Origin of the sequence: Paraburkholderia sp. XV, from assembly GCF_020177535.1 — a bacterium.
Lineage (GTDB): Bacteria > Pseudomonadota > Gammaproteobacteria > Burkholderiales > Burkholderiaceae > Paraburkholderia > Paraburkholderia caribensis.
This window is the reverse complement of sequence record NZ_JAGUUD010000008.1, coordinates 89,474-103,821: the sequence shown is the minus strand read 5'-3', so window position 1 is coordinate 103,821 and position 14,348 is coordinate 89,474. Positions and strand designations below refer to the sequence as shown.

The window sequence follows — 14,348 nt, the reverse complement described above, 5'->3', positions numbered from 1 at the left end:
TTCGCACAGAACGGGAGTTAGCGCGATGGACCGCCTTGCGGCGATCGAAATTTTTATCCGCGTCGTCGATACAGGTTCGTTTTCGGCTGCGGCGCGACACTTCGATATCGGGCAGCCGGCCGCGTCGAAAGCCGTCGCGCAGCTCGAAGAATGGCTCGGCGTCAAACTGCTGCTGCGCTCGACGCGCGCGCTCACGCCGACGGAGGCCGGCCAGAACTTCTATCAGCGCGCGAGACGCGCAGTCGAAGAAGCGGACGAGGCCGTGCTGGCGGCGCGCGGCACGGCAGCGGGACTGACGGGCAAGCTGAGGGTGTCGGCCGCCGTATGCTTCGCGCGGCTGCACATCGTGCCGCGCTTGCCGGTCTTTCTCGAACAGCATCCGGACCTCGATCTCGAACTGGTGCTCGACGATCGCAACATCGACCTCGTTGAAGAGGGCATCGACCTCGCCTTGCGCATGGGCGAACTGGCGGACTCGAACATGACGGCGCGCCGGATTGCTGTCGCGCGCCGGCGCGTGCTCGCGACGCCCGCCTATCTGGAACGGCACGGCATGCCGCAAGCGCCCGCCGATCTGCACGCGCATCGCGCGGTCGTCTATACACGCGATGTCGGTGGTGGAGAGGAGTGGACGTTTCGCAGGGATACGGCGGAGTTGCCCGTGCGGCTGCAGGGCCGCGTAAGGATCTCCGCGACCGAGGGCCTTCGCGCAGCCGTCTTTGCGGATATGGGCCTTGCCGTCGCGTCGGAATGGGCCTTTTGGCCTGAACTGCAATCGGGCGCTGTCGTCTCGGTGATGGATGACTGGATGCTGCCGGCCATCCCGTTGTCCGCCGTTTATCCGACGGGACGGCAGGCTAGCAGCAAGGCACGTCAGTTCACTGCGTTCGTCGAGGAGTGCCTTGCGCCCGAGTTCGCGCCGGAACGCTTATTCCAGGGTGGGACAGGTCGCTGAATCGAACACTCTTCTCTTTACCGCGCGCCGTTAGCCAGCGAGCCCGCGGACAAATCTCCCGATGTGGTCCAGCACGGGTTGCTGATCGCCTGCAAAGGCCCAGTGATCGGCACCATCGAGCTCGATGAATCGCGCCTGTGCGATGCGGCTGGCGAGATGCCGGCCAGCGCCGATGCGAACCGCGCGGTCGCCGCGTCGATGCAGCACCAGGGTGGGCACGGAAACCCGGCCGAGCAGATCTCGAACATCCATATCGCGCAACGCCTCGAGCACGCCCTTGATGGCGCCCGGGCTCGACGCGGCGCGAAGCAGGCCTGCCCACCAGGCTCTCGCCTGTGGATCGCCGGACAGGCTCGGCGCGAATGTTTCGATGCCCGCCGGTCCGCCCCAGACCGCAATGAGCTGCTGTAGCCACAAGTCATACTGGCCAGCGTGAAGTGCATGGGGATAGTCGTGCGTCGCGGTTCCCTTCGCCAGCGAGGCGAACAGGATGAGGCCCGCGACACGATCGGGGTGATCGACGGCAAACTGGATGCATGCCGGTCCGCCTTCGGACGCGCCGAACAGCACGACGCGGCGGCTAGAAGCGGCGTCCAGCACGGTGCCGATGTCCTGCGCGGTCGCGTCGACGCTGGGATTGAAACCGACCCGGTCGGAAAGCCCGATGCCGCGACGATCGAGCAAAATCAGACGGCCCATCCCGGCGAGCGACGCCAGGAACGCCCGGCACCGGGGCTCCTCCCAAACCCGTTCGACGTGAGACACGAAACCGGGCAGCACCAGCACATCGATCGGGCCCGCACCGTAAGTCTGGAAGGCAAGATGGACGCCGCCGCCGCTGACGTAGCGCGTCGGGGGCGGGTTCCCGATGGGCGGCGTCGAGTGGGCGTTCAGCAGCGCGCGAGTCTCCCGTTCGGGTGCTGTATCGAGCTCGTCGCGAAGCCGTTGCGTCAGGGCGTCGAAATGCCGCTGGGCTGCGGCCCGGTCTCCCGCGAGCAGAAGATTGCGGATGAGGTGCCGCCCGTACACTTCGCTGAGCGGATCGAACTCGACGAGACGGCGGGCGTGCGCGGCCGCGCACGCGTAGTCGCCGGCCGCATGGCTGTCGTGCACCACGCGTTCGAGTGCGTGAATTGCCCGGCCCCGCAAAGCCTCCCGGCGAAAAAACGCCCACTCGTCGAACTGCGGGCAGTCGCCGGGCGAAAAACCCGCCAGAAAGTCGCCGGGATAGAAGCGGCATGCACGCTCGAATTCGCCGCGGTCGCAGGCTTGCTCGAACAGTTGGGAATCCACCTGCAACTCGATCGCTGCCGACCATCGGACGGTTGACCGGTCGGTGCTCAGCACGTGGTCGCCGAGTGTGAGCTGGAGACGATGCAACAGACGCCGCAGCCGCGCCCGTACCTCCTCTTCGCTGCCGTCCGGCCACAACATCGTGGCGACAGCATCGCGCCCGACCGTGCCCTTCGTTTCGGCCAGGTAGACCAGCAGCGCCATGCCTTTGCGCAAGGCCAGCGGGCACAGCCGGCCGTCCTGACGGATCTCGGGAAATCCAAGCGTTCGCACGCTGAACAGAGCCATGGCGAGGCGGCCCTCGATGACGGCGTCCGGGGGACGCTCAGGGGACGAGGCAATCCTACCATTGCCCGCAAGCGATGGTCGTTGGACGCATCGCAGCGGATTGAACAGGAGGATGGCCATGAAGAAACTGGGCGAACAGGCGATCGTGATCGGCGCCGGCATGGGTGGGCTGCTGGCCGCCCGGGTACTGTCGGATTTCTATACGCAGGTCACCGTGCTCGAACGCGATGCGCTTCCGGCAGCCGACACGCCGCGCAAGGGCGTGCCGCAAGGTCGCCATACCCATGGGCTGCTTGCACGCGGCAGCGCGATACTCGAGGCATTCTTCCCTGGATACAACATGGAAGTCGTCGCGCAGAGCGGCGGCTTGATGGGTGATGTAGCCAACGATGTGATCTGGATCGGCCGCAACGTCAGGCTTGCCAACGGCACGAGCGACCTGACCGGTCTGCTTGCGAGCCGTCCCGTGCTCGAAGGCCATCTACGCCGGCGGCTGCTGGGTTTGCCGAACGTGCGCACCGTGCAGAGTTGCGCTGTGCGGGGACTTGCCACCGACCCGCTTCGCAAGCGCGTGACGGGTGTGCGCGCGTGTGTCGAGGGTCGGCCGCATATGATCGCCAAAGCCGACCTTGTCGTCGATGCGACTGGCCGTGGCTCATCCAGCGCGGCGTGGCTCGAGGAACTCGGCTACGAGGCGCCCGCCAATGAGCAGGTCGAGATCGGCATCAGCTACATGACCCGTTCGTATCGGCGCCGGTCGACTGATCTCGACGGCAAGCAGGGTATCGTTGTCGCCGGTAGTGTGCCGGACTGGCGCAACGGCGTCATGCTCGCGCAGGAAGGCGACAGCTGGATCGTCAGTGCCGGCGGTTTTCTTGGCGACGACGCACCCGACAACGACGAGGGCTTTCTCGCGTATCTGGCGACACTGCCGACCATGGAGATTCACGATGTCGTCGCAAAAGCGGAGCCGCTAACCGGTTTCAGGCGTTACCGCTATGCCTCCAGCCTGCGCCGCCGGTACGAGAAACTTGCGCGTTTTCCCGAGAACTACCTGGTTTTCGGTGACGCCATCTGCAGCTTCAATCCCGTCTACGGGCAGGGCATGACCGTCGCCGCGGAGGAAGCGCTGACGCTGCAGCAGTGCCTGCGCATCGGTTCGAGCGATCTTGCGCGTCGATTCTTCAGGGCGGCCGCGAAGATCGTCGATATTCCGTGGGACATCGCGGTCGGCAACGACCTCCGCCATCCACGAGTCAACGGCGCGCGCCCGCCGATGTTGCGTTTCATCAACTGGTACATCGGCAAGCTTCACCTCGCCGCAACGCGCGACAGCACGCTGACGACTGCGTTTCTGAAGGTCGTCAACCTGACGATGCCGCCGTCGACGCTGCTCAGCCCTGCGATCGCCTGGCGGGTCTGGCAGGGCAACCGGGGGCCGGCGCGATCGGCTCCTTCACCTGCAATCGAAGCAGCGAGGCGCAGTAGCGCGTCGTCATGATCGGGCCTACTTCACGAAGCTTGGCCACGGCCGAGGTAGCTTGTTGTCTCAAGAGGCCTCAACATCGTGTTGCGATGCTTCGTGCTGGCGCCTGCTTTGTGAAAGTACCGGTCTGGATACCGGTGGCCTGCTGATTGCCAGGGCGCTGATGAGAACAGGCCGGGTGACAGGCACGCCTGGCTCGCCGGCTAGCGACGCCCGCTGCGGCCCCACACGTACCGCACCCAGCGTTGCCACCTGGTGCGCTGCGTGGCAATGGTGTTGCGCGATGCCTGTTCCTGGCGGTCGCGCTCCACGCTTTTCTGAACCTGCTCGTGGATCTGGCGCAACGTCAAGCCGCCGGGGCCTTTCAGCTTGTCGGGATCGGTTTCGTCTGTCATGGGAATGGCCTCGTCCGGATGAGTCGATTCGATCTTGATACAGATGGGTAGGCGCGGCAAGCACATAAAAACAGTCTGTCGCCCTCGCCATTTTCCGGAGCACGCGTTCACTGAGCCGAACCTTTTGATATTCACTCGCGAGCTGCCAAGCCTCATATAGCGGTGCCCGCGCTTGCATCAGTTGATATGGCCGGTTCATGCTGCGCGGCCTGACAAAGGCGATAATCTGCGGCAACGCATTGAACGGAGATCCGACTATGTCAGCGATGGCAAAGTTTCGAGGGTTCGTTGTCGCACTGGCGCTGGTTAGCACGGCGGCGCACGCACAGACCACCGACTTCTGGGGAACGCGTCTTCCCGATCAGCCGACGCAGTTCATTTTCGGCTACGGTTCGCTCATCAACACGCCATCGCGCAACGACACGGCGGGCAAACCGGTTGCGGCGATTCCGGTGCGCGTGTCGGCGGCGTTCGGTTATGTACGCAGCTGGAGCGACCGCGCGCGCAGCGGGTTCACGGCGCTCGGCCTGCGGCGTCCGTCCGGGGGTGAAGCGCCGATGACGATCAACGGCGTGATCTATCCCGTTGCCGGCAACGACATGTCCGCGTTCGATGAGCGCGAGAAGGGCTACGTGCGCGTCGAGGTGCCGCGTGCGCTCATCGAGCCCGTATCGTGGCAGCCGTTGCCGGCGCAGGGAACGGTCTGGGTCTATGTGCCGAAAGCCGAAGGCAAGGCGCCGGGCGAAGGGCTTCCCGTTCCGGACGCCAGGTTTCCGCTCGTCGAGTCGTATATCGATGTCGTGATCGAAGGGGGCCTCGAATACGGGCCGGAATTCGCGCGCGAGATCATCGAGACGACCCGGGACTGGAGTCCCTACTGGCTCAATGACCGCACGCTCGCACGACGGCCCTGGGTTTTCGACAAGCAGTTCGCAAAAGTCGATGCGCTGCTCGCGACGTCGGCACCCTGCTTCGCGCAGCGAGCGTTCGCCGAGGACTATGCCGCCGCGAGCGCCGCCATCGCCAGGCGCAAAGGCGATGTGTGTCTTCGTGAGGCGCGTGGCCGTTAGGCAGCGCGCTTTCGGCTGCAGCCGTCCAGGTCGAGCCTGATCTCGCGACGGTTGGCAGAAACGTGAGAATCGTTTGTGCGACGAACGTCGATCTGGAGCGCGCGGCGCGCGAAGGACGGTTTCGCGAGGATCTCTATCATCGGCTGAGTGTGCTCCAGATCGAAGAGCCGCCGCTGCGCGCACGGGGTGCGGACGTCGAGCTTCTGGCGCGGCATCTGCTTGACCAGTTGCGTGTGGATTCGCGCCGCCGGATACGCGGCTTTTCCGACGACGCGGTTCGGGCACTGCGTGCGCACGACTGGCCCGGCAATGTTCGCGAATTGAGGAATCGCGTGTGGCGTGCGGTTGTGCTGTTCGATAACGCTGTCATCACGGCGAGTGACCTTGGCCTTGCGCACTATGTCGACGCGCGCACGATGTCGCTTGACCAGGTGCGGCGCCGCGCCGAGCAACAGGCGGTCGAAAGGGCTTTGCTGCGTCATCGCGGCAGAGTCGCGGACGCGGGGCGCGCGATCTCGGTATTTCGCGCGTCACGTTGTACCGGCTGCTCGAGTCGTACGGGTTCGATATCGCTTCGTTTCTGAGGGGCTTGCGCACTGATCGCCCTGCTGCGGCGGTTCGCTAGACCGCGCCGACCGCCGAAGGCTTTGTTGCATGCCTGCGGCGAACCGCGGCCGCGAGCGTCTCGCTGCGGATTCCAACGGACACGACAGGCAAACCCCCGATCTAATGCTGTCGAAACAGGTTCTTGTTCACGGTGAGTGAAAGATCCGCCGTGGGTTCCGCGTGTATTTCGGCTTGAACCGGCCGGGGAACCAGTTGCGCGGCGGGCACAGCGGGTCCGCCAACGGCAGGCTCCCGCATCGCTGTTGTCGTCACCGTGCTCTTTGCGGGAGCCCGTACTGTAGCCGGCTCACGCGTCGCCTGTTCGACATGCGCAAGGTTCTGGTCACACGACTCGAGCGCGCCGCACGCGCCTTTCGCGGTTTTCGAACCAGTCCGTCGCTCCTTCGATGTGGCCGATGCAGCGCGGGCTTGTGTCGTGGTCGCTGCCGAATCCTGAGCGGTCTTTCCCGGCGCAGCGCGCACGGGAGAGGCGATGGTGCTTGCGACGTTCCGCTTGCTGGTGGGATTGCTGGGCACAGGTGCAGGGGTCGCCGCCGTGACAAGTGGTCTGGGCGGCGCGTCGTGGGCGACGGCAACGCTGGCATTCGCGGCATCGCTGGCGGCGGCGCGGGGCATCTCGGTGTCGCGCAAGGCAACCGGAGCGGATGGTGTTTCGATTGGAGCGCGCGCGGCCTGTGCAACGTCTAAGGCAGGTTGACGCGGCGACGCCGGACTATCGGGCTTCGCCGGATGCGGCTTGTCCGCATTGACGAAGTGCCCCATATGGCTTTGCATGGCTTCGCGCTGAGTCAGCGTCACGTAGGTGCCGAATGCGATCACGAAGCCGAACAGGACGGTCGCCACGCCCGCGCTAAGACTCCAGTCCGGTGCGCCGTCTTCCTTGACGACGGCAAGCTGCTTCGGCCGGGACTGCACGCGCATGATCAGCAGCGGGCGAGTGACATCGGGCGCCCGTTTGGAACGGCGCAAAGGTTTGCTGGGCGCGGCGGGCGCATGAGGTGCTTCAGGCGCAACGGGGCTGGACGAAGCCTGTTCATCGAGCGGCTGCGCGGGACCATCCTGTGCCGACTCATCGCCTGGCGCCACGTCGCATGGCGCTTCCGGCGTCGCTAGACGCTTGCGAATCATGCCCATATCCGGTCTCCCCATCCCGCCGCCAACTCGGGCATTGTGCGTTCTTCTCATTGGCAACCAGGTGAGCGACGTCACCCCGGCGCGTCGCGCGATGCCGCCCGTTCTATCACCCTATGTGGCGGCGCGCTAACCTGGTCATTGTTCAGCATCGAGGCGGGTTCGTATGTTGGTCGCTGCACAAACATAGGGTTCGCGGCACAGCCCTGGTGAAAACGTCAAGCGACCGTGCCCGGTGCCTGCCTCTCTCGAAACCGTCGCCGTCCCCCGTTCTTTCCGGTCGAACTCGCCGTCGTTTTCTTCGCGACGAAAAAACGCTTGCATTCCATTTATTGTTCAACAATAGTTTGCACATTGTTGAACAATGTAACCGACCACCCGACCACCCGACGAGCGAGACCTTATGAAAGCCCACATTTTTACGAAGTCGGCCCTCAAGGGCCTGTCGCACACGATGAAGATCGCCGCCGCGATCGTGCCTCTGTGCATGGCGACACACGCCAACGTTGCCGCCGCGGCCGGGACCGTCGCGCCCGAGAGTCTGCAGATCGGCGCAGACCTCACGTACCCGCCTTACGACTATCTGGACAACGGGACGCCCGCAGGCTTCGATCCCGCGTTCATGGGCAAGCTCGCCACGCATCTGAAGCTCAAGCCGTCGTTCGTCGACACGCGTTTTGCGAATCTGATTCTCGGCGTCAACGCGAACCGCTTCGACGTGATTGCGTCTGCGCTCTACGTGACGCCCGAGCGCGCGAAGCAGATCGACTTTCTGCCTTACCTGAAGACGGGCGGCTCGCTGCTCGCGCTCAGCGGCGCGGGTTTCGCGCCGAAGACACCAGAAGATCTGTGCGGCAAGCGGGTCAGTTCGATCAAGGGCGCGTCGTGGATTCCCAAGCTTGCCGATGTGTCGGGCAAGGTCTGCGTGCCAGCGGGGCGCGGCGCGATCGACGTGCGCGAGTTCGAGACCTCGCCGGAAGCGGCGCAAGCCGTGCTGTCGCATGCCGTCGATGCGCAGTTCGAAGATTCCGCCGTCGCGCAGATCACGGCGAACCGGCTTGGCGGTCGCGTGGCGATTACGTCGACGGTGCCGCTCTACCCGGTGGTCATCGGCCTTGGCGTGAAGAAGGGCAATGACGCGCTGCTGTCGCAGTTGAAGACCGCCTTGGCGTCGATGAAGTCGTCGGGCGAATATGCGGCGCTGCTCAAGCAATACAACGTCGCGGAACCGACGGGCGGCGACATCGCGCTCGCGTTGGGAAGCACGCAAAAGTAAGGTCGCGTTTTTCCATTGTCTGGCGGGCCCGACGGCTCGCATCGCCATGCGCGCCTGCCTTCCCGGCGCGCAGGAAGGGGAGTCGCATGTTGTTCGATTGGCATTACGCGGCGTCGCTACTCGTCGACGCGGCATTCTGGAAAGCTGCGTGGCTCGTCGTCGAACTGAGCGTGGCGACATGGTTGATCGGGATCGTCGCTGGATTCATGCTTGCGCTTGGCAAGCAATCGACGCTTTTGCCATTGCGCATGGCGTGTGGTGCTTATATCTGGCTGTTCCGCAGCTTGCCGCTTCTGGTGCTGCTGATCTTCGTCTATAACCTGCCGCAGGTGTTGCCGTGGTCGGGCGGTGTACTGTCCGATCCGTTCCTGGCCGGACTGATCGCGCTGTCGATCAGCGAAACCGCGTATATCGCCGAAATTCATCGGGGCGGTCTGCTTGCGCTCAACAAGGGACAACTCGAAGCGGGCAGGGCGCTCGGCATCGGATACGTCGGGCTGCAACGCCTGATCGTGCTGCCGCAGGCATTCCGCGTTGCACTGCCGTCGCTGATCAACGAGTACATCACGATAGTCAAGCTGACGTCGCTGGTGTCGGTGATTTCTCTGGCTGAAATACTGCTCGTTGGCGAGCGTCTCTATACGCAGAACTTCAAGGTGCTGGAGACCATGCTCGCGGTGTCGTTCTATTACGTCCTGATTGTCACGGTGTTCGGTCATCTGCTGAAGATGCTCGAAAAGCGCCTCGACGTGACGCGCCGCAAGCATGCCGTGATGATCGACGTGACGGCGCAGTCCGGCGATGCATCGAACGCCGCCGCAAAACCCGCCGACTCCCGGGCCACCGGACGCGCACTCGAAGCGGTCGGCATTCGCAAGCGCTATGGCCAGCACGAGGTGCTCAAGGGCATCGATCTGACCGTGAAGGCCGGGGAGGTCGTGTCGATCATCGGACCGTCGGGCTCGGGCAAGACATCGCTGATCCGCACGCTAAACGGGCTTGAACCGCTCGACGATGGCGAAGTGCGTCTGCACGGACGCGCGTTCCTGCAGTCCCGCGGCCATGGCAAGGCGCGGCACGGCGACTATGTGCGCGGTATTCTCGACATCGGCATGGTGTTTCAAAGCTTCAATCTGTTTCCGCACAAGACCGTTCTGCAAAACGTGACGCTCGCACCGCGCTATCACAACCGCCTGAAGGGCAGCGCCCTCGAAGAATCCGGCATGCGGATCCTGGCGAAAGTCGGCATGGCGGCGCATGCGCACAAGTATCCGCATCAGTTGTCGGGCGGGCAGCAGCAACGCGTGGCGATTGCACGCGCACTGGCAATGCAGCCATCAATCGTACTGTTCGACGAACCGACCTCCGCACTCGACCCGGAACTGGTGCAGGAAGTACTGAAAGTCATCGAGCAGCTTGCGCGCGACGGGATGACGATGATCATCGTCACGCACGAGATCAAGTTCGCGTTCCGCATCTCGGACCGGGTGATATTCATGGAAGGCGGTACGATACTCAGCGATGGTCCTCCACTGGAACTCGCGAAACAGAAAACCTCGCGCATCGCCAGTTTTCTCCAAGACGTTCATATCGCCTGAGCTTACGAATGACAACAGTACGTACGTCCGTTAAATCCGCGCCGGCGGCCGCGGAGACCGATCAGTCCGTGACGGACCGCATCCTGACAACCATCCGCGACGACATCATCGAGGGCAAACTGTTGCCCGGCACGGCGCTCGTCGAAAACGATCTGACGCAATTGCACGACGTGTCGCGCAACACGCTGCGCGAAGCATTGCGCCTGCTGTGCCGCGAGGGCCTTGCGGTGCATTACCGGCACCGCGGCGTGATCGTGCGCACACTCACGCGCCACGACGTGCGCGATATCTACCGCGTGCGGCGCACGCTGGAGTTGCAGGCGCTGACGCGCGAGGAACCCATCGATGCAGACGATCTCGCGTTGATGCGCGAAGCGATCCGCTGCGCGCAGGACGCCGTCGAACGTGAAGACTGGCGCGCAGTCGGCACGTATAGCCTGCTGTTTCACCGGCATATCGTGCGCTTGCTGCACAGCGCCTTGTTCGACGCGTTCTTCACGACGATTCTCGCGCAACTGCGGCTGGTGTTTGGGTCCGCACCGGACGAAAGGCGCTTTCAGAAGCCGTGGGTCGCGAAAGACCAGCGCATTTTCGTGCTGATCGAGCGCGGCCACCTCGACAAGGCGCAAGCAGCGCTCGCCGAATATCTGTCGGAGTCCGAGCACGCAATGCTCGACTATTTGTGACCTGTCTCGCGGCCGCGCGTCTCGAACGGCGCCACGAGAGCGTGGACACGCCGGCCGCCTCATCAAGGAGCGATCTCATGTTGAATTACCCTGCCGCCTATCAATCGACCAAGGGCTCCGCGCTCGACGCCGACAAGGCATTCTATCGACGCATTGCTGCAGAGCATGACGGACGCGAACTGATCGAATCGATCGTGATTCCGATCCGATCGGGACAGGCGTGGACGGTGCCTGCGGGGCATGTCTTCCGTATCGTGACGATCGAAGGGCCACAGGTGGCGGACCTCAACATGTGGAACCTGCACAATCCGCGCGAACGGATGTGGGCGTCGCGCACGCGTCAGTTGCAGGCAGCGCACGTCAGCACGTTCGACCGTCTCTGGTCGACGCTGCCGTTTCTGCGTCCGATGGTGACGATCACCGACGACAGTCTCGCTGATTACGGCATCGACGAACATGGCGGTCGCGTGCACGATCTGCTTGGCACGCGCTGTGACCCGTACGTGAACCGCATGCTGACGGGTGAAGATTTTCACTTTCATTGCCATTCGAATCTCACGCGCGCAGTTGCGCCGTATGGTCTGACCGAGTACGACGTACACGACGTGCTCAATGTTTTTCAATGTACAGGTCTGAATCTCGACGACAAGTACTTCATGAAGGCATGTCCGGCAAAGAAGGGCGATTATCTGGAGTTCTTCGCCGAGATCGATCTGCTTTGCGCGCTGTCGACGTGTCCCGGCGGCGATCTTTCTCTGCCGATGTGGGGACCGGACGCGCGTGATCCGCTGGAGGTGTGCCGGCCGCTTGGTGTGGAAATCTATCGGCTTTCGCCAGATCTGCTCGAAGGGTGGTCGACGCCCTCTGTGGCCGCGTACAAAGGGCAGCACGGACTGACGCTGGGCGGCCAGGGATAATCGGCCGCGCGTTGATTACATGCGATGTAATTGGCGCGCAGCAGCGGGACGCCTACTCTATGGCTGTCGCGTCACCAGTCCGGTGGCGCTCGCAACCAAGGAGATATCATGTCCCGCTATCCCGTTCACACGCTCGAATCCGCTCCGCTGCAATCGAAGCCCGTGCTTCAGCAACTGCAACAGGCGTTCGGCGCGATCCCGAACATCGCCGCGAAGATGGCTGCGTCGCCGGTGCTGATCAACGGATTCATCGGGCTGTTCGAGCGAGTGCATGCGAGCAGTCTGACCGAGCCGCAGATTCAGACATTGCTGCTGACCAACGCAGTGACGAACGCCAGCGAGTGGCCTGTCGCATTTCACACGGCGCTCGCATTGAAGCAAGGCGTATCGTCCGCCGATGTCGATGCGATCCGGCGCGGTGCCCTGCCAGCGGACGCCGAACTGGCCGCGCTTTCGACGCTGGCGCGCACGTTGATAGAACAGCGCGGCCGTCTTTCCGACGCAGACCAGCAGCGGTTTTTCGACGCCGGATTCAACGCCGGACAACTACTCGAGGTCATCGCGGTGGTTGCCGCGTCGACCATCACGAACTACACGAGCAGCGTGACACGGCCGGAACTCGAAGCGCCGTTCGAAGAATTTGTCTGGCGTGCAGCCAGCGTGTGAGTCCGTTATAGTGACCCGCTTCGATCGGAGGAAGTCCGATGAATGTCAGCAGCCGCGATTCAAAGGCGTCGTCGGGAGAACTCGGCAACCTGCTCCGTTATTGGCGCGGCGTGCGTGGCGTGAGTCAGCTCGATCTGTCGCTCGAAGCGGGCATTTCGCAGCGTCAGATCAGCTTTATCGAAAGCGGGCGCAGTGTGCCGGGCCGGGAGACGCTGCTCACTCTCGCGCAGGCGCTCGACATACCGTTACGCGAGCGCAATGCATTGCTGCTCGCCGCGGGTTACGCCCCTGTGTATTCGGAGGCGCCGTGGAATGCGCAGGAAATGCACGGTGTGGTTCGTGCGCTTGAGCGGGTCGTTCGCCAGCATGAACCCTTTCCCGCCATCGTCATGGACCGGCACTGGAACGTCCTGATGACCAACGACGCCGCGCCGCGCTTTTTCAACTGCTTCATCGACATGGCCGCGCGCAAAGGCCCGCGCAACATGCTGCATCTGATGTTCGATCCGCAGGGAATGCGACCGTTCGTCGACGATTGGGACAGCGTTGCGCGAAGCCTGCTGCAGCGGGTGTACCGGGAATCGGTGGGCCGTGTGATAGACGGCGACACCGCGCATCTGCTCGACGAACTGCTCGCCTATCCCGATGCACCGCGCGACTGGAAGACGGGACAGGCATCCTCTGCCGCGCCTGCCATGCCCGTCATTCCCATCGGGTTCGTCAGCGGCGGGGACGTGCTTCGTTACTTTTCGATGGTGACGAGCGTGGGTGCGCCGCAAAGCATCGCGGCGCAGGAGCTACGCCTCGAATGCATGTTTCCCGTCGATGACGCGACTGAAGTGCGTCACCACCAGCTTCTAGAAGCGAGCGCAACGCATCGATGACGATTGCGTGCGCCAATGCGTTTGCGCAGAACGCGGCTCGACAGTACGAGCCGCATCCTCCGTCACGGGTTACTGCTCGAAAACGTGGCGGTGCGCTTTCACGAAGTCGCTGACAGTTTGGGGCGCCTGCCCAGTGATCTCGCCAATCACACCGTCCTCGCCCGAAAAAATACCGTTCTGGTAATCGATGGCGATGGCAAGAAAGTGCTGGATCATGAACTCCGGCAAGTCGTATTTCTCGAGATGCTCGCGGTACTGTTCGATCGTCGACGGGCTGTATGTGATCTCGCGACCCAGAACCTCGCCGATTTCATTGGCGATTTCCTGCTGGTTCATCTCGACCGGTCCAAGCAGCGGATAGGTCTTGCCGATGTGCGCCGACGGGTTCGTGAGCACGGCCGCGATCAGCCGGGCCTGGTCTTCCCCGGAAATCGGCGCGTGACGTCCGTTGCCATACGGCAGCGTGATTTTGCCTTCCTGCACGATCTGATCGCGCACCCACGGGAAGACGAGCCATTCGGAGAAGAACGTCGGGCGAATATGCACGGCGGGCACGCCTGACCAGTCGATCACGCGTTCCGCGATCCAGTGATCGCGCGCGGCATGACTCTTCGAATCTTCCCGCGCGGAAATCTGCGACATCTCCACGATCACCTCGACACCCGCGCGGCGCGCTGCATCCGCGAAATAAGCGGTCGCCTGGATAAAGCCTGGACGTACGGGATAGCACAGATAGGCGCCCGTCACGCCTTCCATGGCACGTATCACGTCGTCATGTTCGAGAAGATCGCCAACGACGATTTCAGCGCCCTGATTGCGCAGCGCTTCGCTGCGTTCGTCTTCGCGGTGTACGAAGGCGCGTACGGCATGCCCGTCATTCAGAAGATGACGAATGGTGTGGACGCCCGTTTTGCCGGTTGCGCCAGTAATGAGGTATTTGCGTTGCTTCATGATGAACTCTCCAATCTAACGGTTTGAACACTCATCGAGAGTGCAGGGGATGCTTCAGAATCTTTGCAGTGCATATGCACATTTTGATGCGTGCGCTTAACGATCGGCTCCAACGACCTGTATCG

13 protein-coding genes and 1 pseudogene are annotated in these 14,348 nt (G+C 63.2%); 10 read left to right on the top strand and 4 right to left on the bottom strand.

The window, feature by feature from the left end; translation table 11 throughout:
• The first annotated feature begins 25 nt into the window (after nucleotides 1-25).
• Complete coding sequence (locus KFO72_RS06970) at nucleotides 26-955, top strand: LysR family transcriptional regulator (RefSeq protein WP_225031726.1); 930 nt, start codon at nucleotides 26-28, stop codon at nucleotides 953-955.
• Nucleotides 956-985: 30 nt separating this feature from the next.
• Here KFO72_RS06970 and KFO72_RS06965 read toward each other — a convergent pair whose 3' ends face one another.
• On the bottom strand, nucleotides 986-2,536 hold the full coding sequence (locus KFO72_RS06965; protein WP_318248429.1) for an alpha/beta fold hydrolase: 1,551 nt from the start codon (nucleotides 2,534-2,536) through the stop codon (nucleotides 986-988).
• Nucleotides 2,537-2,654: 118 nt separating this feature from the next.
• On the opposite strand from KFO72_RS06965, the gene KFO72_RS06960 reads away from it, so the two are divergent.
• Complete coding sequence (locus tag KFO72_RS06960; RefSeq protein ID WP_225031724.1) at nucleotides 2,655-4,037, top strand: FAD-dependent oxidoreductase; 1,383 nt, start codon at nucleotides 2,655-2,657, stop codon at nucleotides 4,035-4,037.
• Nucleotides 4,038-4,225: 188 nt separating this feature from the next.
• On the opposite strand, the gene KFO72_RS06955 is transcribed toward KFO72_RS06960, so the two are convergent.
• Nucleotides 4,226-4,417, bottom strand: a complete 192-nt coding sequence (locus KFO72_RS06955; protein WP_054930995.1) for a hypothetical protein — start codon at nucleotides 4,415-4,417, stop codon at nucleotides 4,226-4,228.
• A gap of 257 nt (nucleotides 4,418-4,674) precedes the next feature.
• On the opposite strand from KFO72_RS06955, the gene KFO72_RS06950 reads away from it, so the two are divergent.
• Complete coding sequence (locus KFO72_RS06950; RefSeq protein WP_054931045.1) at nucleotides 4,675-5,487, top strand: gamma-glutamylcyclotransferase family protein; 813 nt, start codon at nucleotides 4,675-4,677, stop codon at nucleotides 5,485-5,487.
• A gap of 59 nt (nucleotides 5,488-5,546) precedes the next feature.
• Nucleotides 5,547-6,112, top strand: a pseudogene (locus KFO72_RS06945) (helix-turn-helix domain-containing protein); the annotation flags it as partial.
• A 101-nt stretch (nucleotides 6,113-6,213) separates the two neighbouring features.
• On the opposite strand, the gene KFO72_RS06940 reads toward KFO72_RS06945, so the two are convergent.
• Nucleotides 6,214-7,242, bottom strand: coding sequence for a hypothetical protein (locus KFO72_RS06940; protein ID WP_225031723.1), 1,029 nt, complete (start codon nucleotides 7,240-7,242; stop codon nucleotides 6,214-6,216).
• Nucleotides 7,243-7,648: 406 nt separating this feature from the next.
• Here KFO72_RS06940 and KFO72_RS06935 point away from each other — a divergent pair, with 406 nt between their 5' ends.
• From KFO72_RS06935 to KFO72_RS06910, 6 genes are all read left to right on the top strand, one after another.
• Nucleotides 7,649-8,521: an ABC transporter substrate-binding protein gene (locus KFO72_RS06935; RefSeq protein ID WP_060608872.1), complete on the top strand. Its 873-nt coding sequence runs from the start codon at nucleotides 7,649-7,651 to the stop codon at nucleotides 8,519-8,521.
• 86 nt (nucleotides 8,522-8,607) lie between these two features.
• Complete coding sequence (locus KFO72_RS06930) at nucleotides 8,608-10,119, top strand: amino acid ABC transporter permease/ATP-binding protein (protein WP_225031722.1); 1,512 nt, start codon at nucleotides 8,608-8,610, stop codon at nucleotides 10,117-10,119.
• Between the two features lie 8 nt (nucleotides 10,120-10,127).
• On the top strand, nucleotides 10,128-10,805 hold the full coding sequence (locus KFO72_RS06925; RefSeq protein WP_062918571.1) for a GntR family transcriptional regulator: 678 nt from the start codon (nucleotides 10,128-10,130) through the stop codon (nucleotides 10,803-10,805).
• A 77-nt stretch (nucleotides 10,806-10,882) separates the two neighbouring features.
• Nucleotides 10,883-11,722 carry an urea carboxylase-associated family protein gene (locus KFO72_RS06920; protein WP_225031721.1) on the top strand — a complete coding sequence of 280 codons (840 nt, stop codon included), beginning with the start codon at nucleotides 10,883-10,885 and terminating at the stop codon, nucleotides 11,720-11,722.
• A gap of 108 nt (nucleotides 11,723-11,830) precedes the next feature.
• On the top strand, nucleotides 11,831-12,388 hold the full coding sequence (locus KFO72_RS06915; RefSeq protein ID WP_225031720.1) for a carboxymuconolactone decarboxylase family protein: 558 nt from the start codon (nucleotides 11,831-11,833) through the stop codon (nucleotides 12,386-12,388).
• A 38-nt stretch (nucleotides 12,389-12,426) separates the two neighbouring features.
• On the top strand, nucleotides 12,427-13,272 hold the full coding sequence (locus KFO72_RS06910) for a helix-turn-helix domain-containing protein (protein ID WP_225031719.1): 846 nt from the start codon (nucleotides 12,427-12,429) through the stop codon (nucleotides 13,270-13,272).
• Between the two features lie 69 nt (nucleotides 13,273-13,341).
• Here KFO72_RS06910 and KFO72_RS06905 read toward each other — a convergent pair whose 3' ends face one another.
• Nucleotides 13,342-14,223, bottom strand: a complete 882-nt coding sequence (locus KFO72_RS06905; RefSeq protein ID WP_225031718.1) for an NmrA family NAD(P)-binding protein — start codon at nucleotides 14,221-14,223, stop codon at nucleotides 13,342-13,344.
• Between the last annotated feature and the right edge of the window lie 125 nt (nucleotides 14,224-14,348).